This is a genomic window from Comamonas sp. Y33R10-2, assembly GCF_019355935.1.
GTDB lineage: Bacteria > Pseudomonadota > Gammaproteobacteria > Burkholderiales > Burkholderiaceae_C > Comamonas.
The window spans coordinates 261,832-275,002 of the sequence record NZ_CP079925.1 but is presented as its reverse complement, the minus strand read 5'-3'; the positions used below and the strand labels follow the sequence as shown (position 1 = coordinate 275,002).

Annotated in this window: 14 protein-coding genes; 7 read left to right on the top strand and 7 right to left on the bottom strand. The window is 54.5% G+C overall.

Annotated elements, in window-relative coordinates:
* Positions 1-25: 25 nt before the first annotated feature.
* The 4 genes from proB to rplU all read right to left on the bottom strand — a co-directional run bounded on the left by proB (position 26) and on the right by rplU (position 3,120).
* On the bottom strand, positions 26-1,165 hold the full coding sequence (gene proB / locus KUF54_RS01155) for a glutamate 5-kinase (RefSeq protein ID WP_219344486.1): 1,140 nt from the start codon (positions 1,163-1,165) through the stop codon (positions 26-28).
* 110 nt (positions 1,166-1,275) lie between these two features.
* Entirely contained in the window at positions 1,276-2,391 is a 1,116-nt protein-coding gene (cgtA, locus tag KUF54_RS01150) for an Obg family GTPase CgtA (protein ID WP_219344484.1), read from the bottom strand.
* A gap of 145 nt (positions 2,392-2,536) precedes the next feature.
* Positions 2,537-2,794, bottom strand: coding sequence for a 50S ribosomal protein L27 (gene rpmA, locus KUF54_RS01145; protein ID WP_219344482.1), 258 nt, complete (start codon positions 2,792-2,794; stop codon positions 2,537-2,539).
* A 14-nt stretch (positions 2,795-2,808) separates the two neighbouring features.
* Entirely contained in the window at positions 2,809-3,120 is a 312-nt protein-coding gene (rplU, locus tag KUF54_RS01140) for a 50S ribosomal protein L21 (RefSeq protein WP_099738605.1), read from the bottom strand.
* 232 nt (positions 3,121-3,352) lie between these two features.
* Here rplU and KUF54_RS01135 point away from each other — a divergent pair, with 232 nt between their 5' ends.
* The 7 genes from KUF54_RS01135 (at position 3,353) to KUF54_RS01105 (ending at position 10,147) form a co-directional block, all read left to right on the top strand.
* Complete coding sequence (locus KUF54_RS01135) at positions 3,353-4,282, top strand: polyprenyl synthetase family protein (protein WP_219344480.1); 930 nt, start codon at positions 3,353-3,355, stop codon at positions 4,280-4,282.
* A 200-nt stretch (positions 4,283-4,482) separates the two neighbouring features.
* Positions 4,483-6,222, top strand: a complete 1,740-nt coding sequence (gene pilB, locus KUF54_RS01130) for a type IV-A pilus assembly ATPase PilB (protein WP_219344478.1) — start codon at positions 4,483-4,485, stop codon at positions 6,220-6,222.
* A gap of 24 nt (positions 6,223-6,246) precedes the next feature.
* Positions 6,247-7,464 carry a type II secretion system F family protein gene (locus KUF54_RS01125; RefSeq protein ID WP_219344476.1) on the top strand — a complete coding sequence of 406 codons (1,218 nt, stop codon included), beginning with the start codon at positions 6,247-6,249 and terminating at the stop codon, positions 7,462-7,464.
* Positions 7,464-8,333 carry an A24 family peptidase gene (locus KUF54_RS01120; protein ID WP_219344474.1) on the top strand — a complete coding sequence of 290 codons (870 nt, stop codon included), beginning with the start codon at positions 7,464-7,466 and terminating at the stop codon, positions 8,331-8,333. The genes KUF54_RS01125 and KUF54_RS01120 overlap by 1 nt, the downstream gene beginning before the upstream one ends.
* A gap of 5 nt (positions 8,334-8,338) precedes the next feature.
* The gene (gene coaE, locus KUF54_RS01115; protein WP_219344473.1) at positions 8,339-8,965 is read left to right on the top strand and encodes a dephospho-CoA kinase; all 627 of its coding nucleotides are present in this window, start codon (positions 8,339-8,341) and stop codon (positions 8,963-8,965) included.
* 92 nt (positions 8,966-9,057) lie between these two features.
* Positions 9,058-9,813 carry a cell division protein ZapD gene (gene zapD, locus KUF54_RS01110; RefSeq protein WP_219344471.1) on the top strand — a complete coding sequence of 252 codons (756 nt, stop codon included), beginning with the start codon at positions 9,058-9,060 and terminating at the stop codon, positions 9,811-9,813.
* Between the two features lie 124 nt (positions 9,814-9,937).
* Complete coding sequence (locus tag KUF54_RS01105) at positions 9,938-10,147, top strand: DNA gyrase inhibitor YacG (protein ID WP_219344469.1); 210 nt, start codon at positions 9,938-9,940, stop codon at positions 10,145-10,147.
* Between the two features lie 115 nt (positions 10,148-10,262).
* Here KUF54_RS01105 and KUF54_RS01100 read toward each other — a convergent pair whose 3' ends face one another.
* The 3 genes from KUF54_RS01100 to argJ all read right to left on the bottom strand — a co-directional run bounded on the left by KUF54_RS01100 (position 10,263) and on the right by argJ (position 13,102).
* On the bottom strand, positions 10,263-10,727 hold the full coding sequence (locus tag KUF54_RS01100; RefSeq protein ID WP_370627565.1) for an NUDIX domain-containing protein: 465 nt from the start codon (positions 10,725-10,727) through the stop codon (positions 10,263-10,265).
* Positions 10,728-10,744: 17 nt separating this feature from the next.
* Positions 10,745-11,680 (bottom strand): ATP-binding protein, encoded by a 936-nt coding sequence (locus KUF54_RS01095; RefSeq protein WP_219346218.1) that lies wholly within the window; start codon positions 11,678-11,680, stop codon positions 10,745-10,747.
* Positions 11,681-11,872: 192 nt separating this feature from the next.
* Positions 11,873-13,102 (bottom strand): bifunctional glutamate N-acetyltransferase/amino-acid acetyltransferase ArgJ, encoded by a 1,230-nt coding sequence (gene argJ, locus KUF54_RS01090; RefSeq protein WP_219344467.1) that lies wholly within the window; start codon positions 13,100-13,102, stop codon positions 11,873-11,875.
* Positions 13,103-13,171: the final 69 nt, after the last annotated feature.

Here is a 13,171-nt window from a genome sequence, read left to right as displayed (position 1 = left end):
TCTTGATCCGGTCAGCGGTCAACGGTCAGTGACCAGACACCACCATATTGTCACGGTGCATCATCTCTGGGCCAGCCGAGTAGCCCAGCAAAGACTCAATCTCTGACGAGCTTTTGCGGCACAGCAAGCGAGCTTCGGCCGCGGCATAGCTGGCCAAGCCGCGTGCAATTTCAACGCCTTGCTCGTCGCGCACCGCAATCACCTCGCCACGCGAAAAGTCACCTTCAACAGCCATCATGCCAATCGGCAGCAGGCTCTTGCCTTCATCGCGCAGCTTGCTCACAGCGCCGGCATCCACGCTGACCGAGCCACGTAGCTTCAAATGGTCGGCAATCCACTGCTTGCGCGCTTGTGTCTTGTGGGTATTGGCCACCAACAAAGTGCCAATGGCTTCACCGCGCGTTAGGCGCAGCAGCACGTCTTTTTCACGCCCCCACGCAATCACTGTGGAGGCGCCCGAGCCTGCAGCACGCTTGGCCGCCAAAATTTTGGTAATCATGCCGCCCGTGCCAATGGACAGGCCCGCACCGCCGGCCATCGCCTCTAGCTCAGGGGCTCCGGCTTCGGCTACGTCGATGAACTTGGCATCAGGGTTCTTGCGCGGGTCAGCGCTGTAAAGGCCGCGTTGGTCGGTCAGAATCACTAGCGCATCGGCTTCGACCAGATTGGCCACCAGCGCGCCCAGCGTGTCGTTATCACCAAAGCGAATTTCATCGACCACCACAGTGTCGTTTTCATTGATGACGGGAACTACACCCAGTTGCAGCAGCGTGAGCAGCGTAGTTCGCGCATTCAAATATCGCTCACGATCAGCCAAATCGGCATGAGTCAGCAGCACCTGCGCGCTTGGCACGCCTTCTTCACGCAGCTTGGTTTCATACATCTGGGCCAAGCCCATTTGCCCCACAGCTGCCGCAGCCTGCAGCTCATGCACGACGGTTGGGCGCGTGGCCCAGCCCAAACGCTTCATGCCTTCAGCGATCGCACCGCTAGAGACCATGATGACTTCGCGTTTGATGCCATCTTTGCCCTGCACCAGAGCCGCCAGCTGACGACTCCACTCCTCAATGGCCGCCTCATCCAGTCCCCGACCTTCATTGGTCACCAGACTGGAGCCGACCTTGACCACGATGCGATGAGCATCACGCAACACATTGGAAGACATGAGGATTAACAGTGTTTTAGGCCTCTAGTCCGTATAAATAAAGGACTAGAAGCTATGAAATTAAAAGCAAAACAGCGCACCTTGTGCGCTGCTTGGGTACACCCTATAGCTTATTCCGGATCGTAAGAAGCGAAACGCGGATCGGTCATATCCAGCTCAGAATTCTCGCCTTCCACAAAACGAGGATCGACTTCCTTAGGAGCCTGCTCAGACAACTGCTGGTTGTGCACATGCTCGTAGATCTTACGAATCAGGGGCTCGCAGCCTTCACGGGTCAGAGCCGAAATCTCATAGACCGGGCCCTTCCACTTGAAGCGCTTAACAAAGTCCTTAACCTTGGCGGCGCGCTCTTCCACGGGAACCATGTCCAGTTTGTTGAGCACCACCCAGCGCGGCTTGTTGTAGAGGTCCATGTCGTACTTCTTCAACTCGCCCACAATGGCCTTGGCCTGCTCGACCGGGTCAACGCCCTCGTCAAACGGTGCAATGTCCACAACATGCAGCAGCAAACGCGTGCGCTGCAGATGGCGCAAGAACAGGTGACCCAGACCCGCGCCTTCAGAGGCGCCTTCGATCAGACCTGGAATATCGGCCACCACAAAGCTTTGCTCTGGCGCTACGCGTACCACACCCAGATTTGGGTGCAAAGTGGTGAAAGGGTAATCTGCAATTTTTGGGCGTGCGTTAGACACAGCCGTAATAAAAGTGGACTTGCCCGCGTTGGGCATACCCAGCAGACCCACATCGGCCAGCACCTTGAGTTCCAACTTCAGATTGCGACGCTCGCCCGGAAAGCCCGGCGTCTTTTGACGCGGGGCGCGGTTGATCGCGCTTTTGAAACGCAAGTTGCCAAAACCACCATCGCCACCCTTGGCAATCGTAATGATCTGACCGGCTTCCAGCAGCTCAAACAGTACTTCGCCTGTCTCAGCATCCGTAATGATAGTGCCCACAGGCATCTTCAGCGTGATGTCATCGCCCGCACAGCCAAACATGTCGGAGCCCATACCATGCTGACCACGCTTGGCATCATGGCGGCGCGAGTAGCGGTAATCCACCAAGGTATTGAGGTTTTCGTCCGCTAAGGCGTAAACATTACCGCCGCGGCCACCGTCGCCACCGTCAGGGCCGCCAAATTCTTTGTATTTTTCGTGTCGAAAAGACACGCAACCATTGCCGCCATCTCCAGCGGTAATGTCGATAAAAGCTTCGTCAACAAACTTCATGAGGCATCCAGTCTACAAAATTAGTGTGCACCAGAGGCCTCAGGTCACACTTTACGTAATCAATTCCGTGCCCCATCTGTCAATTGGAGCCTTTTCAAACAACAAAGCCCCGACAAGTCGGGGCTTTGTTGGAGTCAAATACGACTTATGCAGCCGAGATGTTGACTGTCTTCTTGGACAGAGCGCCCTTCACTGCGAACGACACGTGGCCATCAACGAGTGCAAACAGGGTGTGATCCTTGCCCACGCCAACGTTCTCACCGGGGTGGAACTTGGTGCCGCGCTGACGCACGATGATGGAACCAGCTGTCACCAGCTCGCCACCAAAGGCCTTCACGCCCAGCATTTTTGGCTTGGAATCACGTCCATTGCGCGTAGAGCCGCCGCCTTTTTTCTGTGCCATGACTCAGCTCCTATTTAAGCAGCAATTGCCACGATTTGCAGTTCAGTGAACTGCTGACGGTGGCCTTGACGTTTTTGATAGTGCTTACGACGGCGCATCTTGAAGATGTGCACTTTGTCGTGCTTACCGTGAGCAACAACAGTTGCCTTCACAGTTGCGCCGGACACCAGGGGAGCGCCGATCTTGATTTCAGAGCCGTTGCCGACTGCCAAAACTTGATCGATCACAATTTCCTGGCCTACGTCCGCAGCAATCTGTTCTACTTTAATTTTTTCGCCAGCAGCAACACGATATTGCTTGCCGCCGGTTTTTATGACCGCGTACATGTAAACCTCTTTACTTTGAGAGTTCTGTAGACGAATTTCCACAGAGCCTTCAATTCTAGCACCCATGTAAAATTCTTGCAGGTATACCCCTACGCAGTCTCTTAAATGGACTCTTTGCGCAACGCTTAAAACGTTGTTGCATCTTTCTATAATCCGCCCATCTACTTGGCGGTGCATTACCTTGACTACAGAATTCTCCACATCCAATCCGCTTGCCTTGATCGCTGATGACATGCGTGAAGTGGATCTTGTCATTGCACAGCGACTGACAACCAGCGTCCCACTCATTTCACAGATCTCTCAATACATCATCGCGGCAGGCGGTAAACGCCTGCGCCCTGCATTGCTGCTCTTGATCTGTGGTGCATTGGGCTACCAAGGCAAGAATAAGTACATTTTGGCAGGTGTAGTGGAGCTGATTCACACCGCCACACTGCTGCATGACGATGTTGTTGACGAGTCCACTTTGCGCCGTGGTCGCCCTACAGCCAATGAGACTTTTGGCAACCCCGCCAGCGTGTTGGTAGGCGATTTCCTGCATACCCGCTCCTTCCAAATGATGGTGGAAGTAGGCAGCATGCGAGTGTTGAAAATTCTGTCAGATGCCACAAATGTGATTGCTGAAGGCGAAGTTCAGCAACTTATCAACACCCATGACGCATCGCTGGATGAAGCAGGCTATCTGCACGTCATCCGCTCCAAGACTGCTCAGTTATTTGAAGCAAGCGCTCAACTGGCCGCAGTGCTGGCAGATGCACCTGCTGAAGTAGAACAAGCTTGTGCCACCTACGGTCAAGCCCTAGGCACCGCCTTCCAGATCATTGACGATGTGCTGGACTACACAGGCAACGCGCACGAAATGGGCAAGAACTTGGGCGACGATTTACGCGAAGGCAAATGCACCCTGCCCCTGATTGCCGCCATGCAGCGGGGCACTGCTGAGCAGGCTGCTATTGTTCGCAACGCGATTGAGCAAGGCTCAACCGAGCAGTTGGATGCCGTGATTGAAATCGTGCGCAACACAGGCGCTCTAGACATTGCCAAAGCCGCAGCTCACAGCGAAGCATTGCGCGCCATCAATGCTTTAGCAGCCTTACCAGACAATGCACACACTGCGAGCCTGCTCGATTTAGCTTCTCAACTCTTGGATCGCAGAACCTGATACAACCCAAAAGCGATTCACTTTGGTCATGAATCCGTCCATTGCTCTTTGACTTCAAGCGCGCAGAATTTTCTCACTGTTTTTTGAGGCACATACAAATGCATTACGTTGTCGCTTGTATGCGACTGCGCCTCGTATCTTGAGCAGTAACAAGAATGGTAGGATGAGTATCCTCTCCACCCCATCAGAATCTCGGATACATGGCTGCTGCTGATAATCTGCAAAAATCTTCTCCTGCGCCCATTGCCATCCCTGGCTTGGGCAGAGCTCTGATTTCAGCAGGAAAAGTTTCTCAGCAAGCAGCAGAAGCCGCTGTCAAGAAGGCTGCAACTAACCGCACGCCCTTCATCACTGAGCTCAGCCAGTCCGGCGAGATCAGCGCCTTAGAAATCGCGGAAACCATTTCCACCATGTTCAGCACACCGTTGCTGGATGTGAATGCGATCGATACTCTGAAACTCCCTCACGAGCTGCTGGACCCAAAGATCAGCAACACCTACCGTGTGCTGGCTCTGAGTAAGCGTGGAAACCGAATTACGGTCGCAACTGCAGACCCGACACAGCAAGAAGCTGCTGAGCAGATCAAGTTCAATACTCAGTTGCTGGTTGACTGGGTTGTCGTTGAGGCAGACAAGCTTCAAAAGCTGATCGATCAAACAAGCAAAAGCGTCAGCGAGTCACTAGACACCTACTCTAGCTCAGACGATTTCGACTTTGATGACGTCAAAATCGAAGATGCTCCCGAAGAAAAAGACAATATTGGTGCAGATGTTGAAGATGCCCCAGTCGTCAAGTTCTTGCACAAGATGCTGCTGGACGCCTTCAATATGCGAGCATCAGACTTGCACTTTGAGCCTTACGAGCACAACTACCGCGTGCGTTTTCGCGTAGACGGTGAGCTGCGCGAAATAGCATCCCCCCCTATCGCTATCAAAGACAAACTAGCTTCACGCATCAAGGTCATCTCGCGTCTGGATATTTCCGAAAAGCGCATTCCACAAGATGGCCGCATGAAACTCAAGGTCGGCCCCGATCGGGTGATCGACTTTCGTGTAAGCACACTGCCTACGCTGTTTGGCGAAAAGATAGTTATCCGTATTTTGGACCCTAGCTCCGCTCGAATGGGTATTGAGGCCTTGGGGTACGAACCCGAAGAAAAAGAGCGCTTACTCAAGGCCATTAAACGCCCTTACGGAATGATTTTGGTGACGGGCCCCACTGGCTCGGGCAAGACCGTATCGCTCTACACCTGCCTGAATCTATTGAATCAGCCCGGCGTAAACATTGCTACCGCTGAAGACCCTTCTGAAATTAACATGCCTGGCGTCAATCAGGTCAATGTGAACGAGAAGGCTGGGCTGACCTTTGCTGCAGCATTGAAGTCCTTTCTGCGCCAGGATCCTGACATCATCATGGTGGGTGAAATCCGTGACTTAGAAACAGCGGATATTTCCATCAAGGCCGCGCAAACCGGTCACTTGGTGCTATCAACCTTGCACACCAATGATGCGCCAACGACCCTGACTCGTATGCGCAACATGGGAATTGCGCCCTTCAATATTGCCTCCAGCGTTATTTTGATTACGGCACAGCGCTTAGCTCGTCGTCTTTGCCCTCAATGCAAAGAGCCGGCGGATATTCCCCACGAGACCTTGCTTGAAGCGGGCTTCGCAGAGAGTGAACTGGACGGCAGCTGGACCAGCTACAAACCCATTGGCTGCCCCGCCTGCAATAACGGCTACAAAGGCCGCGTCGGCATCTATCAAGTCATGCCCATCAGCGAAGAAATGCAACGCATTATTTTGCGCGATGGCAGCGCACTGGAAATTGCAGCCCAATCCAAAGCCGAAGGAGTGCGCTCCTTACGCGCCTCTGGCCTGCATAAAGTCAAATTAGGACAGACCTCACTCGAAGAAGTGCTGGCTGTTACCAACGAGTAAAACAAATACTAGTGAGGGAACGCCATGGCAATCGCAGCGTCCAAGGGAATTAAAGAGTTTCTTTTTGAGTGGGAAGGCAAGGACCGCAACGGGAAAATCGTTCGTGGCGAAACCCGTGCCGGTGGAGAAAACCAGATCCAGGCCATGCTCCGCCGTCAAGGTGTGACCGCAACCAAGATCAAAAAACGCCGAACCCGTGGCGGCAAAGCGATTAAGCCAAAGGATATTGCCCTGTTTACCCGACAGTTGGCGACCATGATGAAGGCTGGTGTTCCTCTGCTGCAGTCTTTTGACATTGTGGGCCGAGGCAATACCAACCCCAATGTTGCCAAACTGCTCAACGACATCCGCCTTGATGTAGAAACAGGCACTTCGCTGAGCACCGCGTTTCGCAAATTCCCGCTGTACTTCGACAACCTCTACTGCAATCTGGTTGAGGCAGGTGAAGCGGCCGGTATTTTGGAAGCCCTGCTGGACCGCCTTGCCGTTTACATGGAAAAGACGGAAGCCATCAAGTCGAAGATTAAATCGGCACTGATGTACCCCATTTCAGTGGTGATCGTGGCTTTTGTCGTGGTGGCCGTCATCATGATTTTCGTGATTCCCGCCTTCAAGGAGGTTTTCACCTCCTTTGGCGCCGATCTTCCAGCGCCAACACTGATCGTCATGGGTATCAGTGAATACTTTGTGTCGTACTGGTGGCTGATTTTTGGTGTGATCGGCGGCGGCGGTTACTTCTTCATGCAAGCGTGGAAGCGCAATGAGCGTGTTCAGCAGTTCATGGATAGAGCCACGCTCAAGCTCCCCATTTTCGGAGTTCTGATCGAGAAATCCTGCGTAGCTCGCTGGACCCGCACACTCTCCACCATGTTTGCCGCCGGCGTTCCGCTGGTCGAGGCACTGGACTCCGTGGGCGGCGCATCGGGCAACTACCTCTACCAAGTTGCCACGGACAAAATTCAGCAAGAAGTCTCCACCGGCACCAGCCTGACCGCAGCCATGGTCAATGCCAACATCTTCCCCTCTATGGTGCTGCAAATGTGCGCTATTGGCGAAGAATCTGGCTCTATTGATCACATGCTGGGCAAAGCCGCAGATTTTTATGAAGCTGAGGTCGATGAGATGGTTGCCGGTCTTTCCAGCCTGATGGAGCCCATCATCATCGTCTTCCTGGGTACGCTGATTGGCGGCATTGTGGTGTCCATGTATCTACCTATCTTCAAGCTGGGCCAAGTCGTCTAATGATTTCCGAAGTCGTATTAAATGCCGCAGCAGGCGGCGTCTTGGGTCTGCTGATTGGCAGCTTTTTAAACGTCGTGATTCACCGCATTCCCCGCATGATGGAGCAGGAGTGGCACGACGAATGCACGCAGTGGGCCCAAGAGCAAAAAGAAAAAGGCGCCAAAATTGAGCTGGCACCTGCTCAGCCCCCAATCTCGCTCAGCAAGCCGCGTTCACGCTGCCCGCATTGCGGTCATCAGATCGCTTGGTACGAGAACATTCCTGTCCTTAGCTACCTCTTCCTGCGTGGGCGCTGTGCGGAATGCAAAAAATCCATCAGCCTGCGCTACCCTGTCATTGAATTGGTTTGCGCCGCATTGTTTGCCTTTTGCCTCAGTCGTGACGGTTTAACCGCCACTGGCTTTGCTTGGTGTGGCTTCAGTGCGGTACTACTGGCTTTGGCAATGATTGACTGGGACACCACCTTTTTGCCAGACTCGATGACTCTGCCGCTACTCTGGGCAGGGTTGCTAGCATCTGCAATGCAATGGACATCAGTGCCGCTGCTTAACTCCTTTTGGGGAGCCGTTGCAGGTTATATGTCGCTATGGCTCATTTTCTGGGCCTTCAAGTTAGCTACAGGCAAAGAGGGTATGGGCTATGGGGACTTCAAGCTCTTTGCAGCCTTAGGCGCTTGGTTTGGCTGGCAGGCACTGATTCCTATTATCTTGATGGCTTCGGTCGTAGGCGCTGTTATCGGCATTGCCCTCAAGATCAACAGCAAGCTGCGTGAAGGAGGTTATGTGCCGTTTGGCCCCTTCCTCGCCGGCGGCGGCTTTTTCAGCCTGGTCTGGGGTCCTCAAGCCATTTTGAATTTTGTAGGCCTGTAATCCTCATGCCTGCGCTGCCCGCCACCTCTCCTTTTCGATTGGGCCTGACCGGCGGCATTGGTAGCGGAAAGAGCACAGTCGCCCTGCGATTGCAAGAGAGAGGCGCCACGCTGATTGATGCCGACCATATCTCGCGCAGCCTGACTGCCGTGGGTGGTACGGCTCTACCCAGCATCGCACAAGCCTTTGGCTCTGACATCATTGACACCCAAGGCGCACTCAACCGCGCCCGTATGCGTGAGTTGGTCTTTGCAGATCCACAAGCGCGCCAAAAGCTCGAAGGCATTATTCATCCGCTGATTGCCGAACAAACCCGCCTGCAGCATGAAGCAGCTATCACCGCTGGCAGCAAGCTGATTGTTCACGACATTCCACTGCTGGTTGAATCTAGCCATTGGCGCAGCAAGCTCGATGGAGTGCTCGTCGTAGACTGCCGCGAAAGCACACAAATAGAGCGCGTCATCGCCCGCAGCGGCCTGAGTGCAGATACCGTGCAAAACATCATTGCAGCGCAAGCCACGCGGGCGCAGCGACTGGCTGCGGCTGATTGGGTGCTCTACAACGATGAAGGCATCACAATCGATTCCCTCAGCGCATATACCGATCAAATCGCCACATGGTTCGGGCTATGATCAGCGCTATAGCTTGGCCTGTGCATGCGCTCCCCGCATTGACACGCCAGTCGCTCTGATACCTGTGCGCCCTGAAGAGCCGAGCAGCCAACGTGATCCTCTACGAATACCCTTTTAACGAGCGCCTGAGAACTTATTTGCGCCTTGAGCAGCTGTATCGCCGCCTTGGCGAATTGCTGACGCGCGCGCATTCTGTTGATCACCATTTCGCGCTGACCACCATCTTTGAGATCATGGATGTGGCATCGCGCAGCGATCTTCGTCTTGACGTTATCAAGGATCTAGAGCGTCAAAAGAACCTGCTTGACGTTCTGCGCGACAACCCAGACATCTCGCAGCACATGCTTCACCAAGTGACGCGCCAGGTCGAAAGTTGCGTCTCTGCGATCAATTCCCAGATTGGCAAGACCGGCCAAACCTTGGCGGAAAATGAATGGCTGATACCCATTCGTAGCCGCTTGGGCATTCCAGGCGGCACTTGCAGTTTTGACCTGCCGGCCTATCACGCTTGGCACAATCTAGACCCACGCTACCGTCAGCGTGATTTGGAAGACTGGGCCGCTGAGTTGACCCCTCTAGGCCAGTCACTTGATTTGATACTGCAGCTGCTACGCGAAACTGGTATCCCCCAGCGCGTTGTTGCTGAGCAAGGCCTTTTCCAGCAGGCCATGCCTGCTGGTCGCAACTTCCAATTGCTGCGCCTGCGCATCGATCGGCGCCTCAATCTAGCGCCTGAAATCAGCGGCAACCGCCTGATGCTGTCTGTACGCCTACTTCAACTGGCCAACGGCTGCAAACCCCAGCCCAGCAGTGAAGACGCTTCTTTTGAGTTGACGCTCTGCGCTTGAGCCACTTTGCGCTTTGTACTTTGAGCCGCTCATTGCGGCTCAATTAGTTTTGAATACTTTTTAGTACTTTCTGGCGTTATCTGGCAAACCAACCCATCTTTTCCAGCTGTGATACACATACGCCATGAGCACTGACAACCAATCCCCCACCATGGTGAAATGCCCCACCTGCGGCGGTCCCAGCGTTTTTATGCCGACCAACAAATTTCGCCCATTCTGTAGTGATCGCTGCCGCAACATCGATCTAGGCGCATGGGGTAATGAAGAATTCCGCGTACCTGCACAAACACCGCCTGAAGATGCGCCATTTGGCGATCCACGCACAGAGAACTAAACATCTGCTCCTAAAAAAAGCGCCTTGTCAGTGATAAACATCGTTTTCAGCCCTATTAGAGGCTGAAACAAAGATTTATCGCGGGCAAGGCGCTCTTATTTTAAAGAGATTGTCCTCAAGTCTTAGGCTGCTGGCTCTCGTAAAAAATCTGGTCAAAAAGCAAACCACGCTCCTCGCTCAGCCATTGCAGAACTGGGTAAGAGCCCGGCAAAACCGGCGCAACATCCAGCGGCAACTGTTGCCAAGCCATTTGCTGGCCTTCGCGCATTTCAAACTCGCCCGACCACTGCGTCACCTTGCACCAATGCAGTCGCACCAGCGCGTGGGGGTAGTCATGCTCGGTCACCTTCCAAGCGTGGGCTGTGCCAATGGTCACGCCCAGCTCTTCTATCAGCTCGCGGCGCAGGGCTTGCTCTACGGTTTCGCCCTCTTCAAGCTTACCGCCCGGAAACTCCCAAAACCCTGCATAGGGCTTGCCCGCCGGGCGACTGGTAATGAGCAGCGCACCATCAGAATCGCGCAGCAATACGCCCACTGCAACTTCGGTGTGCTTTCGCGGCACGATGTTTTCAACACTCACTTGAATCTTTCTTTCGCTTATTCCAGCTCGGCTTCATCCGGCAGTCCATCTACATCGGCGATGCGCTTAACAGCAGCCATGGGCCGCTCATTGCGCCCCGCATAGTCCCGCGCAAACTGGTGGGCTACCCGGCCGCTGCGCGAGCCGCGCTCCAGCGCCCATACCAAGGCTTCGGGCCGCGCAGCCTCGATCGTTGCCGCATCCATGCCCAGCGCCGACAGCCACTGCGCCACTACGCGCAGGTATTCGTCTTGACTGAAGGGATAGAAGCTGACCCACAGGCCAAAGCGCTCGGACAGGGAAATTTTCTCTTCCACCACTTCGCCCGGGTGAATTTCACCGTTGTCGCTTTTTTGCTGGCTCAGGTTATCCGTCATGTATTCAGGCAACAGATGGCGACGGTTGCTGGTGGCATAGACCAGCACATTGTCTGTAGCGGCGGAAACCGAACCGTCGAGCATCGACTTCATCGCCTTGTAGCCGGGCTCGCCTTCTTCAAAGCTCAGGTCATCGCAGTAGATGATGAACTTTTCGGGGCGGCTGGCCACCACGTCGACGATATCGGGTAGATCGGTCAGATCAGCCTTGTCCACTTCGATCAGACGCAGGCCTTGCTGTGCATAGCTGTGCAAGCAGGCACGAATCAGCGAAGACTTGCCTGTGCCGCGTGCGCCCGTCAGCAACACATTGTTAGCTGTGCGCCCTGCAACAAACTGCTCGGTATTGCGTGCAATCTTCTCTTTTTGCGCATCAATGTTCTGCAAATCAGACAGTTGCATGGCGCCCACATGGCGCACAGGCTCCAGCACACCGCAGCCGTTAGCCCGCTTGCGGTAGCGCCAGGCGATAGCATCGCTCCAGTCCGCAGGTGCTTGCAAGGGCTGGGGCAGCACGGATTCAATGCGCTGCATCAGCTGCTCAGCACGTTCAACCAAGCGCTCCAAAGGGTTCATCACATCTTGCACGACTGGATCTCCATCTATTTTTATAGCTGCTAGTGCCTAATACTTATTAATTTAGGACTCAAAAGCGATCCAAACCCAATAACTACAGGCGCAAGTAGCTTCTTAAATTGCAGCGAAGGTATCGTCCCCCTCCCGCAAAGCAAGAGAGGGGGAAGGCGCAAAGCGCCTCAGGAGGTGAAATCAAGACCGGTAGTCGGCGTTGATCGTCACATAGTCGTGGCTCAGATCGCAGGTCCACACGGTTTGCACCGCATCGCCGCGGCCCAGCGCGACTCGCACCACAATTTCTTGCTGCTTCATCACGCGCTGACCGTCCTCTTCTTTGTAAGAAGGGTTGCGGCCACCGTTGATGACCACATGCACATCGTCCAGATGCAGGTCAATTTGGGTTTGATCCAGATCGGCAATACCGGCGTAACCCACAGCGGCCAGAATGCGGCCCAAGTTAGGGTCAGAGGCAAAGAAAGCCGTCTTCACCAAGGGCGAGTGGGCAATGGAGTAAGCCACCAAACGGCACTCTTCTTCGCTCTTGCCGCCTTCCACCTTCACTGTAATGAATTTAGTAGCACCCTCTCCATCACGCACAATCGCTTGAGCCAGTTTTTGCGCTACATCCAGCAGTGCAGCTTTGAGCTGCTCGCCTTCAGCACTGGTCAGTGATGTGATCTGTGCATTACCCGCCTTGTGCGTAGCGATCAGCACAAACGAGTCGTTGGTAGAGGTATCGCCATCAATCGTCACGCGGTTGAAAGAGCCATCGGCCAACTGCTTGACCAAGGACTGCAGCAACTCGGGCGCAATGACCGCATCGGTCGCCAAAAAGCCCAGCATGGTGGCCATATTGGGGCGAATCATGCCTGCGCCCTTGCTGATACCGGTAATGGAGATGTTCTTGCCACCAATGCTCACACTGCGGCTATAGGCCTTGGGCAGCGTGTCTGTGGTCATGATGCCTTCAGCAGCCGTGCCCCAGTTATCCGCCTTGGCAGCAGCAATCGCCTTGGGCAGACCAGCAACGATGCGATCCACAGGCAACTCTTCCATGATGACGCCGGTGGAAAAAGGCAGGATTTGAGCCGTTTTCAGGTTCAGCTCCTTGGCCAGCGCATCACAAGTTGCGCGCGCATTGGCCAAGCCCGCAGCACCCGTGCCGGCATTGGCATTGCCAGTGTTAATCACCATGGCGCGAATCGCTGGGCCGCCAGCCAGATGCTCTTGGCAAATCTGCACGGGAGCCGCACAAAAGCGGTTTTGCGTGAACACACCAGCCACCGAAGCACCTTCGTCCAGCAGGAACACTGTCACGTCTTTGCGATTGGCTTTGCGCACACCGGCTTCGGTGATACCGATGCGAACACCATTGATCGCCAGCAGATCAGCAGCAACAGGGGCGGAGAGATTCACGGGCATTGCAATAGTCCTTGCGAGTGGAAAAGCCCCCTGCGCCGCAGCGCGGCCTCCCCCAAGGGGGACGACATC